12 protein-coding genes and 5 tRNA genes are annotated in these 13,376 nt (G+C 36.6%); 15 read left to right on the top strand and 2 right to left on the bottom strand.

What is annotated here, in order from left to right:
- The first annotated feature begins 105 nt into the window (after positions 1 to 105).
- The 4 genes from OPU68_RS07820 to OPU68_RS07805 all read left to right on the top strand — a co-directional run bounded on the left by OPU68_RS07820 (position 106) and on the right by OPU68_RS07805 (position 549).
- Positions 106 to 179: transfer RNA gene (locus OPU68_RS07820), tRNA-Thr, on the top strand.
- 18 nt (positions 180 to 197) lie between these two features.
- Positions 198 to 278 (top strand) — tRNA-Tyr (locus tag OPU68_RS07815).
- 88 nt (positions 279 to 366) lie between these two features.
- Positions 367 to 439 (top strand) — tRNA-Gly (locus OPU68_RS07810).
- Positions 440 to 477: 38 nt separating this feature from the next.
- A tRNA-Thr gene (locus tag OPU68_RS07805) sits at positions 478 to 549 on the top strand.
- 120 nt (positions 550 to 669) lie between these two features.
- Here OPU68_RS07805 and OPU68_RS07800 read toward each other — a convergent pair.
- Positions 670 to 2,184, bottom strand: coding sequence for a DUF4394 domain-containing protein (locus OPU68_RS07800; RefSeq protein ID WP_498473462.1), 1,515 nt, complete (start codon positions 2,182 to 2,184; stop codon positions 670 to 672).
- A 241-nt stretch (positions 2,185 to 2,425) separates the two neighbouring features.
- Here OPU68_RS07800 and tuf point away from each other — a divergent pair, with 241 nt between their 5' ends.
- The 4 genes from tuf (at position 2,426) to nusG (ending at position 4,516) form a co-directional block, all read left to right on the top strand.
- A complete protein-coding gene (gene tuf / locus OPU68_RS07795; protein ID WP_028123380.1) occupies positions 2,426 to 3,613 on the top strand; it encodes an elongation factor Tu in 1,188 nt (395 codons plus the stop codon).
- 54 nt (positions 3,614 to 3,667) lie between these two features.
- A tRNA-Trp gene (locus tag OPU68_RS07790) sits at positions 3,668 to 3,738 on the top strand.
- A 13-nt stretch (positions 3,739 to 3,751) separates the two neighbouring features.
- A complete protein-coding gene (secE, locus tag OPU68_RS07785; RefSeq protein WP_498473461.1) occupies positions 3,752 to 3,955 on the top strand; it encodes a preprotein translocase subunit SecE in 204 nt (67 codons plus the stop codon).
- Between the two features lie 18 nt (positions 3,956 to 3,973).
- Complete coding sequence (gene nusG, locus OPU68_RS07780; RefSeq protein ID WP_498473460.1) at positions 3,974 to 4,516, top strand: transcription termination/antitermination protein NusG; 543 nt, start codon at positions 3,974 to 3,976, stop codon at positions 4,514 to 4,516.
- A 55-nt stretch (positions 4,517 to 4,571) separates the two neighbouring features.
- Here nusG and OPU68_RS07775 read toward each other — a convergent pair whose 3' ends face one another.
- Positions 4,572 to 5,228, bottom strand: a complete 657-nt coding sequence (locus OPU68_RS07775; protein ID WP_498473459.1) for a helix-turn-helix domain-containing protein — start codon at positions 5,226 to 5,228, stop codon at positions 4,572 to 4,574.
- 313 nt (positions 5,229 to 5,541) lie between these two features.
- On the opposite strand from OPU68_RS07775, the gene OPU68_RS07770 reads away from it, so the two are divergent.
- The 7 genes from OPU68_RS07770 (at position 5,542) to rplL (ending at position 13,259) form a co-directional block, all read left to right on the top strand.
- On the top strand, positions 5,542 to 6,771 hold the full coding sequence (locus tag OPU68_RS07770) for an MFS transporter (protein WP_498473458.1): 1,230 nt from the start codon (positions 5,542 to 5,544) through the stop codon (positions 6,769 to 6,771).
- Entirely contained in the window at positions 6,761 to 8,245 is a 1,485-nt protein-coding gene (locus tag OPU68_RS07765) for a trehalase family glycosidase (protein ID WP_498473457.1), read from the top strand. The genes OPU68_RS07770 and OPU68_RS07765 overlap by 11 nt, the downstream gene beginning before the upstream one ends.
- 14 nt (positions 8,246 to 8,259) lie before the next feature.
- On the top strand, positions 8,260 to 10,689 hold the full coding sequence (locus OPU68_RS07760; RefSeq protein WP_498473456.1) for a TonB-dependent receptor: 2,430 nt from the start codon (positions 8,260 to 8,262) through the stop codon (positions 10,687 to 10,689).
- Between the two features lie 397 nt (positions 10,690 to 11,086).
- Positions 11,087 to 11,530: a 50S ribosomal protein L11 gene (rplK, locus tag OPU68_RS07755; protein ID WP_498473455.1), complete on the top strand. Its 444-nt coding sequence runs from the start codon at positions 11,087 to 11,089 to the stop codon at positions 11,528 to 11,530.
- An 11-nt stretch (positions 11,531 to 11,541) separates the two neighbouring features.
- Positions 11,542 to 12,234 (top strand): 50S ribosomal protein L1, encoded by a 693-nt coding sequence (gene rplA / locus OPU68_RS07750; protein ID WP_498473454.1) that lies wholly within the window; start codon positions 11,542 to 11,544, stop codon positions 12,232 to 12,234.
- A gap of 17 nt (positions 12,235 to 12,251) precedes the next feature.
- Entirely contained in the window at positions 12,252 to 12,845 is a 594-nt protein-coding gene (gene rplJ, locus OPU68_RS07745; protein ID WP_498473453.1) for a 50S ribosomal protein L10, read from the top strand.
- A 48-nt stretch (positions 12,846 to 12,893) separates the two neighbouring features.
- The gene (rplL, locus tag OPU68_RS07740; protein WP_063970455.1) at positions 12,894 to 13,259 is read left to right on the top strand and encodes a 50S ribosomal protein L7/L12; all 366 of its coding nucleotides are present in this window, start codon (positions 12,894 to 12,896) and stop codon (positions 13,257 to 13,259) included.
- Positions 13,260 to 13,376 lie beyond the last annotated feature (117 nt).

The following is a 13,376-nucleotide window of genomic DNA, read 5'->3' as shown; positions in this document are numbered from 1 at the left end:
AGTTTTAAAAATATTTGTAGATTTCAAAAAAGTGTCTCATATTTGCACTCGCAAAACGGTAACAACCGCGGAGCAGAAACAGAGTTCTTTTTTTGAAATCTATTTGCCTCCATAGCTCAGTTGGCTAGAGCAGCTGATTTGTAATCAGCAGGTCGTGGGTTCGAGTCCCTCTGGAGGCTCATTTATAGAAAAATTTTGGGGAGATACCAGAGCGGTCAAATGGGGCTGACTGTAACTCAGCTGCTTCGGCTACGTAGGTTCGAATCCTGCTCTCCCCACTTTTTTTATAAAAAAGTTTTTTGCAGATTAAGAAATTTATTTTTAGATTTGCACACCGTTAACCAACCTTTTTTGGAAACAAAAATTGCGAAAGTAGCTCAGTTGGTAGAGCGTCAGCCTTCCAAGCTGAATGTCGCGGGTTCGACCCCCGTCTTTCGCTCAAAATCACAAACCTTACGGAATGTGATTTTTTTTTACGCCGACTTAGCTCAGTGGTAGAGTGCTTCCTTGGTAAGGAAGAGGTCACGGGTTCAAATCCCGTAGTTGGCTCACAAAAAATCCCGAACTCGATTCGGGATTTTTAGTTTTAAAAAAAAATTAAGTAATGTTGTTAAGAAGCCCGGAATAAATGCTATTCCGGGCTTCTTTGTGAAATTCAAAATTGTGTTTTTAGAATCCTAATCCTACTGCAAATCCCTTCACCATATTTGGGTAATTTGCAACAGCGGTTGCGGCTCCGCTGGTTGTGTTAACAGTATATATTTTAGTTTCAGTTCCGACAGTAGCTACCAGATAAGCTTTCTGGCTTGTACTTCCGATATCAAATCCATTGTTTGATGTGATGTTGATTCCCAAAGCACCTCTTTCTACCAATGTTCCTGCGTTTGGCGGATTTTGAAGATATAATTTATCCGTATTGTGATCGATAACAAACAGTGATGTAGTTGTTGCTCCGGCGAAGTTGTCTGTATAAGCCGCAGCACTCAGTGCAGGCGTTCCGGGATTGATTATACCATCTACAGCTGCAACAGCTCCGTCAATTGGATTTAATCTAAGATTTTGTCCCATATCACTCACGACTCTTATCCTGTCAACTGTTGGATTGAAATCAAAACCAAATTCTGTACCGATAAGCGGTGTGGAGAGTGCTCCGGATCCAACCTGAGTTGCCGCACCGGTTCCAAGATTAATTGTATAAATTCTGCTTGAGCTTCCCAAAGCATAAAGTTGTCCGTTCAAAGGTCTGAAATCAATACCTAAAATTCCTTCTCCATTTTGTAATCCTGTGATCGCTTTCGAAACTGGTTCTGGTTTGTTCGGATTAAAGATCTGTAGCATATTCGAAGCATCTATAGCATAAGCGACAGCGTCTGTTGGAATAGCAAGGTCGATAACTTTCTGTGGCAACATTCCTACGTTGGTAGTTTTACCATTCGTAAGATCCAGTGTATAAAGATTGTTTTTGGAATCTTTAGTGGCTGCAATTAGTGCAACGCTGTTGTCAGGATTGATGTCAAATGCGGACTGACCTGTAAAAGTAATTCCCAAACTTCCAACTTCTACCAAGGTTCCGTTGTTCGGCGGATCCTGTTTGAATAATTTTCCTGAAGTCATATCTAGATCATACAAAGTTGTAGTGGATGCACCTGACTTACTGTTTGTATAAGCAATACCAGTAATGGACGATGTTGTAGCAATGCTTCCATCGGTTGCTGCAACCGCTCCGTTTTCAGGATTAAGGCGGAGATTTTGACCTGTATTTGTAACGAGTCTGATACGATCCACAGTTGGATTAAAATCAATCGAAGCGATAGCGCCGGAGATTGCGGGTGTGAAAGCTGTTGTGCTTACCGTTCTGCTTGTTGCTGTAGCAGTGTTAATAATGTAAAGTTTACTTGCATTTGATAATGCATAAAGTTCTCCTGTAGCTGGTCGGAAATCAATACTTAATAATTTTTCTCCGGCCATGATACCTGAGATGGCAGTTTTTGAACTGAACATATTTGGGTTATTGGCATTGAAGGCTACCAGTTCATTGTTTTCGGTAAGGCCATAAGCTATCAGGTTTGGACCTACAGTTACAGTTGGTTCTTCCGGCATTCCACTGATGTTATCATCATTATCACAAGAGATTACCGAGACTACGGCAAATGTTGCCAGACAAAGGTTGAATAATTTTTTCATAAAGCTTATTTTTTTTAGAGTTTCAATAAGCATATACGAGACAAAACTAATCTTGGATTTAATCCGCTTTTTTTAATTGATTTTTTTATGTAAATTTGCAACGTCAAAAGACAAAAATTTGTTGGTTTGCAGTTTTTGGATTTGAATATCGAAATTTTTAATAAAAATATTTTTGATATTCAAAAAATCGTTATATTTGCAAACCGAAAAAAATAAATAATTAATTAATAAATATTAAATCATGGCAAAGGAAACGTTTAATCGTAACAAACCCCACTTGAACATTGGTACTATTGGTCACGTTGACCATGGTAAAACTACACTTACAGCTGCAATCAGTAAAGTGTTATCTGATAAAGGATTCGGAACTGCAAGAGATTTCTCTTCTATCGATTCTGCACCAGAAGAAAAAGAAAGAGGTATCACTATCAATACTGCTCACATCGAGTACGAAACTGCAAACAGACACTACGCACACGTTGACTGTCCAGGTCACGCGGATTACGTGAAGAACATGGTAACTGGTGCTGCTCAAATGGATGGAGCTATCCTAGTAGTAGCTGCTACAGACGGACCAATGCCTCAAACTAGAGAGCACATTTTGCTTTGCCGTCAGGTAAACGTACCTAACGTACTTGTTTTCATGAACAAAGTAGATATGGTAGATGATGAAGAATTATTAGAATTAGTAGAATTAGAGATCAGAGATCTTTTATCTTCTTACGAATATGACGGAGACAACGCTCCAATCATCCAAGGTTCTGCTTTAGGAGGATTGAATGGAGATGCTAAATGGGTAGGAAAAATCGAAGAATTGATGGATGCTGTTGATACTTGGATCGAACTTCCAGTTAGAGATCAGGATAAACCATTCTTGATGCCAATCGAAGACGTATTCTCTATTACAGGTAGAGGTACTGTTGCAACCGGTAGAATTGAATCAGGTGTAATCAACACAGGAGATCCTGTTGATATCGTAGGTATGGGTGATGAGAAATTAACTTCTACTATCACTGGTGTTGAGATGTTCAGAAAAATCCTTGACAGAGGTGAAGCTGGAGATAACGTAGGTCTATTGTTGAGAGGTATTGAAAAAACTGACATCAAGAGAGGTATGGTTATCGCTAAGAAAGATTCTGTTAAACCACACAAAAGCTTCAAAGCTGAGGTTTATATCCTTTCTAAAGAAGAAGGTGGTCGTCACACGCCATTCCATAACAAATACAGACCTCAGTTCTACGTTAGAACAACTGACGTTACAGGTGAGATCTTCTTACCAGAAGGTGTAGAAATGGTAATGCCTGGTGATAACTTAACTATTACTGTAGAATTGTTGCAACCAATTGCTCTTAACGTAGGTCTTAGATTTGCAATCAGAGAAGGAGGTAGAACAGTAGGTGCAGGTCAGGTTACTGAAATCACAGACTAATCATCTAAATATATAAAAAGTTTCGTAAGGAAACTTACGGAACTTTTTTAATCTACGGGCATCGTCCAATGGTAGGATACCGGTCTCCAAAACCGTTGATCTGGGTTCGAATCCTAGTGCCCGTGCAAAAAGAAAATAATGAGCTTAGTAGAATTTTTAAAAGGTTCTTACACAGAATTTAAAGATAAGGTAGAATGGCCAAAATGGGCTGACTTGCAGTCTTCAACAGTTGTTGTTTCTGTAACTACTGTCATCCTTGCTTTGTTTACATTTGGAGTCGATTCTTTATTCAGTATTACGATTAAGAATTTTGTAGCGACATTTATTAATTTATTTAACTAATTCCAAATAACTTTCCTCATGAGCGAATCGAAATGGTATGTGCTGAAAGCTATTAGCGGACAGGAAAATAAGGTTAAAAACTATATTGAGAACGAAATCCAGCGATTGAACATGGAAGCATACGTGACTCAGGTAGTGATTCCTATGGAAAAGGTTATCCAAATCAGAAATGGTAAAAAAGTTCCTAAAGAAAAGCCTTACTATCCTGGATATCTAATGGTGGAAGCTGATCTGATTGGAGAGGTTCCTCACGTTATCAAAAATATTCCTGGTGTAATTTCTTTCTTGAGCCTAACCAAAGGAGGAGATCCAGTTCCAATGAGAAAATCTGAAGTTAACAGAATGCTCGGAAGAATGGATGAACTTTCAGAATTTGCTACAGATGTAGAAATTCCTTTTGTTGTTGGAGAAAACGTAAAAGTGATCGATGGTCCTTTCAATGGATTCAACGGAACAATAGAAAAAATATTGGAAGACAAGAAAAAAGTTGAAGTTTCTGTTTTGATCTTCGGAAGAAAAACACCAATGGAACTTAGCTTTATGCAAGTAGAAAAAGTATAAATTACATTACTTATAAAATATAAACCATCTCATCCTTTTGCATGAGATGGTTTTTTTATTTTACCAATTCATTATTAAACTCAGTTGGCGTTTTTCCCATATACTTTTTAAAGGTTCTGCTAAAGTAAGAGATGCTGTTGTAACCGGTCTCATAGCAGGATTCTGAGACGCTTTTTCCCTGTGCTATAAGATTACAGGCTTTGTCTATTCTATACTGATTGATAAAATCTGTAAATGTAATTTTAGTTGTTTTCTTAAAAAAATTACAGAAAGCCGGCAGCGTCAAGTTGACAAGATCAGCAATAGAATGAATATCGATTTCTTTATCATAATTTTTTTCTACAAATGTAAAAATCGTTTGCAGTCTTTCTTTATTTTTTGAGATTACAGTATGCGGCATTACTTCTTTATTCAGCAAAATATAATCCTTGGTCTCAGCTAATTCAAAAAGTATTTTGAGCAGCATAAAATATCTCAAATGATTTTCTGCTTCCACCATTTCATAAAGCTTCGGTAAAATTTTCCGCTTTACTTTCTGACTAAATAAAATGCCAAATTGCGCTTTCGAAATTAACCGATCCAATGAAGCCATTTCTTCTACTTCTTGGGGGAAACGTATAATCTCCTCCTTGAATTGTAATACTATCTCTTCGTGCGGATCCAGAGAATTTAGACCAAATCCCGAATGCGGAATATTAGCTCCAATCAGCACCAGATCTCCATTTGTATAATTACTCTTATGATAACCAACGTGACGTGTACCGTTTCCCGAAACGACGCAGACGAGTTCTATTTCTTAATGATAATGATATTCCCAACGGTGTTCCTTGATCGGAACTTTAAAATGAAGTGTGCAGAAAGATGAGTTTTTGTCAGGAATTATGGTTTCGTAGCTAACTCTCATTGATTTAATGTAAATATGTAATAAATATAACATTTTATATTAATACAGTGAAAATAATGATTTACTATGTTAAATTAACGTAAACTAAACATTAATAGATTTGCATCATTCAATACATCGAATGAAAAATCTGGGAATTAAATTAGCGCTTTTCATCAATTACTTTGTTTTTGCAGCATTGCTAAACAGTGTTGGGCTTCTCATCCAAAAGTCTCAAAATGTCTACGGAATTACTGAGTCCAAGGCAAGTCTGCTAGAACCTGCAAAAGATTTGACAATTGCATTAGTTGCATTTTTAATTGGATCCTTTTTACCAAAATTAGGTTACAAAAAGGGAATGCTGATCAGCTATGCGATTGTGTTTTTGGGTTGCTTCATTATGTATTTCGGAAACTCATTTTGGAGTGTGATTTTACTATTCGCTTGCACTGGATTTTCTTTTGCAATCATCAAAGTGTCTGTAATGGCATTAATAGGCGTCGTAGCTGATAACGAAAGCGATCATAAATCATTTATGAGTTACATAGAAAGCGTCTTTATGCTCGGGATTGTTTTTGCTTACGTGATTTTCCCAATGTTCTACAGCGAAACAGACCCTAATGCTTGGCTGAATGTCTATCTTATTTTGGCAAGTTTGATTGCCTTTGTTTTCATATTTGTCTTGTTTTCCAAATTCGATTTACCAAAGGCAGAAACTACAAAATCAGTAGCGGATGATTTCAAAGATATGATACAGCTGATGAGAAGACCATTGCTGATTTTGTTTGCAGTCTTTGCATTTATGTATGTGATGACAGAACAGGGAATTATGTCGTGGTTGCCGACTTTCAACCAGAAAGTTTTGCATCTAAGTGAAAAATTAGCTGGTCAAATGGCAGTTATTTTAATGCTTTCAATTGCTTTTGGAAGATTTATTTCCGGAATTATTGTCAAAAAAATCCATTGGTATATTTACTTAACTGTTTGTTTAGTTTTTGCAGCTTGTCTTGTGATTTTCGTTCTTCCGATGGCTTCTGATCTTGCCGTTACAGAAATTAAAAATCTAAGCGATGTTCCATTGATTGGTTTTGTTTTTCCACTGATTGGATTGTTTTTAGCGCCGATTTATCCTTTGATCAATTCAACAATTTTGAGCGCGACTAAGAAACAATCTCATAGTTCGGTTGCGGGAATTCTTACATTTTTTTCAGCATTTGGCGGGACTTGCGGATCTGTAATTATAGGATATCTTTTTCAGAATGTTGGTGGACACAAAGCGTTCTACTTTTCATTAATTCCGATGACAGTGCTGATCATCGTTATCTATTTCATTAATAAACTTAACAATAAATCAAAATTAAATGCAGCCTAATTTATACATAGAAGAAATTTTTGATTTGTTTGATGCCGTTCAGAAGTCTAAGGTTTTTGAAGATCAGAAAGATATGGCAGATGCAATACCGATGTTTTCACTTTCTGAAATTAATGAAAATTATGAATTGGAAAAAGATAACGAAGGATTTGATCTGAAAGAATTTGTTCTTAAACATTTCAAATTTGATCAGCCTGAATCATCCATTCAAAGAGAAGAAAAATTACCAATAGAAGATCATATTGAAAAACTTTGGGATGAATTGACGAGAACTGCTTCTGAAGAAAAAGGAACATTGCTGAAACTTCCAAAATCTTACATTGTTCCTGGCGGACGATTTAATGAATTTTTTTATTGGGACAGTTATTTTGTGATGCTTGGTTTGCAGGTTTCCGGTAGAATCGAGATGATGAAAAATATCTTGGATAACTGTGCTTATCTGATTAATGAATTCGGATTTGTGCCAAATGCCAGCAGAACTTATTTTCTCACTCGTTCCCAACCTCCGTATTTTTCTTTGATGTTGGATTTAATCTTTGAGAGTACAAATGATGAAAAAATCTATTCTCAATATTTTGAAACATTAGAAAAGGAATATCAGTTTTGGATGGATGGAGCAGATTATCTGGAAAATGGAAATAATTACAGACGAGTTGTCAAAACTCAAGATGGTGATTTTCTGAACCGATATTTCGATGATGAAAATAATCCGCGTCCGGAAAGTTATATGATCGATGTGGAAGATGCTGAAACTTCTGCAAATCCAGAATTTTATAGAAATGTACGAGCAGCTTGTGAATCAGGGTGGGATTTTTCAAGCAGATGGTTTGCAGACGGAAATTCAATTCAAACTATTGAAACTTTAAATCTTGCTCAGGTTGATCTCAATTGTCTTTTGTGGCATTTAGAAAATACTTTGGCAAAAGCTTCAGAACTTCAAAATTTTGAAGACAAAAATAACTATTACAGCAAAAAAGCTAAAGCCAGAAAAATTGCTATTGATAAATATTTCTGGAGCGAAGAAGACAAAATCTATAAGGATTATAACATCAAATCACAAACTCAAACTTCATCAGAACATATAGCAATGCTTTATCCCTTGTTTTTGAAATTATCAAATACAGATCAGGCAAAAGCAGTTTCAGAAACTATCACTGAAAAATTTCTGAAAAAAGGAGGACTGATTACAACAACCAAAGATTCCGGACAGCAATGGGATTCTCCAAATGCCTGGGCGCCTTATCAATGGTTGGGATTTTTGGCAATGAAGAATTATGGGTTTGATGATTTGGCAGAAACTATTAAAAATAACTGGTGTTCCAACGTAGACAGGATTTACAATAATACGGGAAAATTGATGGAGAAGTACAATGCGATTGACACCACAAGTATTGCAGGAGGTGGGGAATATCCAAACCAGGACGGTTTTGGATGGACCAATGGAGTTTATATAAAATTAAAAAACAACTATTAAATAAACTTAAAAACATGACAAGAAAATCGCTCATCCTGGTTGCAGGTATTGCAACGATGTACTTCCAAAATGCCTATGCACAGGAAGTTAAAGATTCAGTAAAAACCAATGACATAGATCAGGTCGTCATTACAGGAAACTCCCGTCCAAAGCAGAAAATAGAATCCAGTACGGCGATTTCTACTTTCAGTGCCAAGGAAATTATGAAAGTAAACCCAATCAGTGCTGCTGCATTGTTGCAGAGAGTTCCGGGTTTTGCGGTAGAATCTTCCGGTGGAGAAGTGGGTAATAACCTGTTCTCAAGAGGTATTCCTTCTGCCGGAGGTTATGAATTTGTGCAGGTTCAGGAAGATGGATTGCCTGTTTTCGAAGATGGTGCTTTACAGTTTGCAAATGCTGATAATTTTTTTCGAGTTGATAATACAACAGGAAGACTGGAAGCTTTGAGAGGTGGTTCAGGTTCTATCTTTGCAACCAATTCTCCAGGTGGACTTATCAACTTTATTTCGAAAGAAGGGACTAATACTTTAAAAGGTATTGCAAAATTGGAAACCAGTAGTTATGGATTGATGCGTACTGATATCAATCTTGGTGGTGCTTTGATCGAGGATAAATTATTCTTCAACGTTGGTGGTTTTTACAGAACTGATGACGGAATCAGAAAAACTGGTTTCAAAGCTAATAATGGCGGACAGATCAGAATGAATTTGAAATATGTTTTCGACAAAGGATACGCGAAAGTGTATTACAAAAAACTGGACGACAGAAATACATTCTTCTTACCGATTCCATTGACTCAAAACGGAAATGATATCAAAGAATTCGCTGGTTTTGATCCGAATTACGGGACTTACAGCTACAGTTCTATCAGCCAGTTGAATATTCCACAGGCTGGCGGCGGTTATTTTAAAAGAAACCTTCAGGATGGAATTCATCCGAAAGTAGATGCAATCGGTGCGGAATTCAAATATGATTTAGGTAATAATTTCTCTGTTTTGAATAAGACAAGATATACCAATATCGATTTGAATTATACAGGGATTTTCCCTTCTGGCGGACCAGAAACTGGTGATGGTTTTGCACTGGATAAATATGGAGTTGCAGCAAATAATTCTCAATATTCTTTGGTAGGAAGTGGTCAAATTGTAAATCCTGCTTATGTACAAAAATTAGGATTCTGGGCAATTGATAAGAAAATGAATAATTCCGTAAATGATTTGCAATTCAGTTATAAATTGGAAAAAGGAAATGTGACGGCTGGTTTTTATAAATCCAATTGGACATCCAACCAATATTGGAACTGGAGTAACATCTTGACAACGGCAACAGACAAGCCTCAGTTACTTAATTTAGTTGATACTTCACTTAGTCCAAATGATGTCGGTTATTCCAAGACTTACAACGGCGTTACGCAGATGTCATTCCTGCAAAGAAATACCCAGACGCAAGGAAGCCTTAATGATATCTACGCAAACTTCGATTATAATGTAACTGATGATTTGAACATCAATGTTGGCGCACGTTACAGCAAAGATATTTACAGAGGATTTTTTGCCAATACAACTTCCGGAAATCTTGATAATTCCGGTTTGACGACAGATGGCGTTCACGGTTTCTCAATGACGACTGCTGATGACGGAATGAGCGTGTTAGGAAATCAATACACTTATTGGAGATATGATATCGATAAATTGTCTTACACGGCTGCTGCGAATTATAAAATTAATACTAATAATGCAGTTTACGGACGCTTCTCACACGGATTCAGATCGCCGAACGAAGAAGCATATTACAATTACTTCTCAGCTGCTAACCAGACTCAGGCTTTAGAACCGGTAACGACGAATCAGATTGAAGTTGGTTATAAATATTATACAAGTAATTTCAGTATCGGCGTGATTCCTTTTTATTCAATATTGAAAGATCTTTCCTTTACTGATGTTTTCTCAGACGGAAGTTCCGAAAATACTTTTGCTGATACCAAAAATTATGGTGTTGAGATCGAAGGTAATGCAAGACTCTTCAATAATATTTTGGATCTGACATTCAACGGAACTTTCCAAAATCCTAAATATTCAGGGTTGGCAGGAAGCAGTGTTTTGGAAGGAAACACCGTGAGAAGAATGCCGAAATTATATTTCAATGTGACTCCGGCAGTCAATATTACTAAAGAATGGAGAACTTATGTAAGTTATAATTATTACGGAAAGCGTTTTCAGGATGAGCTGAATGTACAGACTTTACCTTCATTTGGCGAAGTTGGAGCCGGGACATCATATCAGTTAGGAAAAGTGCGTTTTGGCATTGATGCAACCAATGTTTTCAACACAATAGGAATTACCGAAGGCGATCCAAGGTCAGGATCTCCAACCGGAGACGGAACTATTATGGCAAGACCAATTATGGGCGCTGCGGTAAGAGGTTCTATTACTTTAGAATTTTAGATTAGAATTTTTCATAGTTAATTGTAATTCATCCCAGATTTAGTTCTGGGATGGATTTTTTTATAAAAGTTAATTTAGTTTCTCGAAGAAATATAAAGAATGTGTAAAACTTATTAATATTATCAAAAATAGCACAAAGAGATATTTGCTTTTTAAATGTTTTACAACTTATTATACATTACTAAAATCAATATTTTTATGATTTTGCGATAAAATCTCTGCTGTAATTTTTATTTTTACAAATCTTTCTAAAAATCAACACATTCCGTTTGCTATTTCAAAAATTATTTATACTTTTGCAATCCGAAATATAGGTCTTCTTTTATGCGAAGTGACTTATATCGAATAATTAATGCTTCCACATTCAATTATTTATTAATCAAATCAAAACATTAAAATGGCTAAAAAAGTCTTTAAAATGGTAAAACTTCAGGTGAAAGGTGGCGCTGCCAACCCTTCTCCACCAGTAGGTCCAGCATTGGGTTCTGCAGGTGTGAACATCATGGAGTTTTGTAAACAATTCAACGGTAGAACTCAGGATAAACCTGGTCAAGTTCTTCCGGTAGTTATCACGGTGTATGAAGACAAGTCTTTTGAATTCATCATCAAAACACCACCAGTTGCAATCCAATTATTGGAAGCTGCAAAACTGAAAAGTGGTTCTGGAGAACCTAACAGAAACAAAGTAGGTGCTGTATCTTGGGCTCAGGTTCAGAAAATTGCAGAGGACAAAATGGGAGATCTTAACTGTTTCTCAGTTGAACCTGCACTTTCTATGGTAGCTGGTACTGCTAGATCTATGGGATTGAGAGTAACTGGAACTAAACCAACTAACGCTTAAAACTTAAAGAAATGGCAAAATTGACAAAAAAGCAAAAAGAAGCTTTAAGCAAAGTGGAAAAAAATAAAATTTACAATCTTGACGAGGCATCTGCTTTGGTAAAAGAAGTGAATTTTGCAAAATTTGACGCATCTGTAGATATCGCTGTAAGATTGGGTGTAGATCCAAGAAAAGCAAACCAAATGGTAAGAGGTGTTGTATCTCTTCCTCACGGAACTGGTAAAGATATCAAAGTTTTGGCTTTGGTAACTCCGGATAAAGAAGCAGAAGCTAAAGAAGCTGGTGCAGACTATGTAGGTCTTGACGAGTATTTGACTAAGATCAAAAACGGTTGGACAGATGTTGACGTTATCGTGACTATGCCTGCAGTTATGGGTAAATTAGGACCATTGGGTAGAGTTTTAGGACCAAGAGGTCTTATGCCAAACCCTAAGTCTGGTACTGTAACTATGGACATCGGAAAAGCTGTAGCTGAGGTGAAAGCTGGTAAAATCGATTTCAAAGTAGATAAATATGGTATCATCCACGCTGGTATTGGTAAAGTATCTTTTGATGCTGCTAAACTTAAAGAAAATGCTGCTGAATTAATCTCAACATTAATTAAGTTGAAACCAACTGCTGCAAAAGGAACTTATGTAAAAAGCATCTATATGTCTTCTACAATGAGTCCTGGAATTGCAATTGATACAAAATCTGTTAACTAATTATAATCCTTAAGACAATGACAAAAGACCAAAAAGTTGTAGCAATACAAGAGATCAAAGACTTGCTTCAGGATGCAAAAGTAGTTTATGTAGCAGATCTACAAGGTTTGAACGCTGCAAAATCTTCTGACTTCAGAAGACAGGCTTTTAAACAAAATATCAAAGTAAAAGTTGTGAAGAATACATTGCTTCAAAAAGCAATGGAACAGATCGAAGGTGTGGATTACGCTGAGATGTTCGAAACTTTCAAAGGAAACTCTGCATTGATGATTGCTGAAACGGCTAACGCACCAGCAAAATTGATCAAAGATTTCAGAAAGAAAGAAGAGAAACCAGCTCTTAAATCTGCTTTCGTACAAGAAACTTTCTATGTTGGTGATGAGAATCTTGACGCATTAGTAAGCATCAAGTCTAGAGAAGAAATGATCGGTGAAATCATCGGATTACTTCAGTCTCCAATCCAAAGAGTTGTTTCTGCTCTTCAAAACAAATCTGAAACTGTAGAAGCTAAAGCTGAAGAAGCTGCTCCTGCTGTAGAAGAAACTCCTGCTGAGGCGGCTCCAGAAGCTCCAACTGCAGAGAGCACTGAGGAAACTCCAGCTGCTGAATAATTAGAACTCAAAAAAATCAATCAATAATCAACAAAAAACATTACAACAATGTCAGATTTAAAAAATTTAGCTGAAACGCTAGTAAACTTAACAGTAAAAGACGTAAACGAATTAGCTACTATCCTTAAGGATGAGTACGGAATTGAGCCAGCTGCTGCTGCGGTAGTAGTTGCTGCAGGTGGTGGAGAAGCTGCTGAAGAAAAAACAGAATTCGACGTAATTCTTAAAGCGGCAGGTGCTTCTAAATTAGCAGTTGTTAAATTGGTAAAAGATTTAACTGGTGCAGGTCTTAAAGAAGCTAAAGATATGGTAGATGGTGCTCCAACTGCAATCAAACAAGCGGTTTCTAAAGACGAAGCAGAAGCTTTGAAAAAACAATTAGAAGAAGCTGGTGCTGAAGTAGAATTGAAATAATTCTGGTTTACATCCAAATATAAACTCCCAAGCTTAGGTTTGGGAGTTTTTTTGTGTTATGATTCTAATTTGCAAACTGTAGAATAAATTTGTATATTTGCAAAATCATTTGGCGCG

The sequence above is a fragment of the Chryseobacterium sp. TB1-D10 genome, assembly GCF_059803555.1.
Note: the sequence above shows the minus strand (reverse complement) of the source record. Positions and strands in the feature narration are given on the sequence as shown.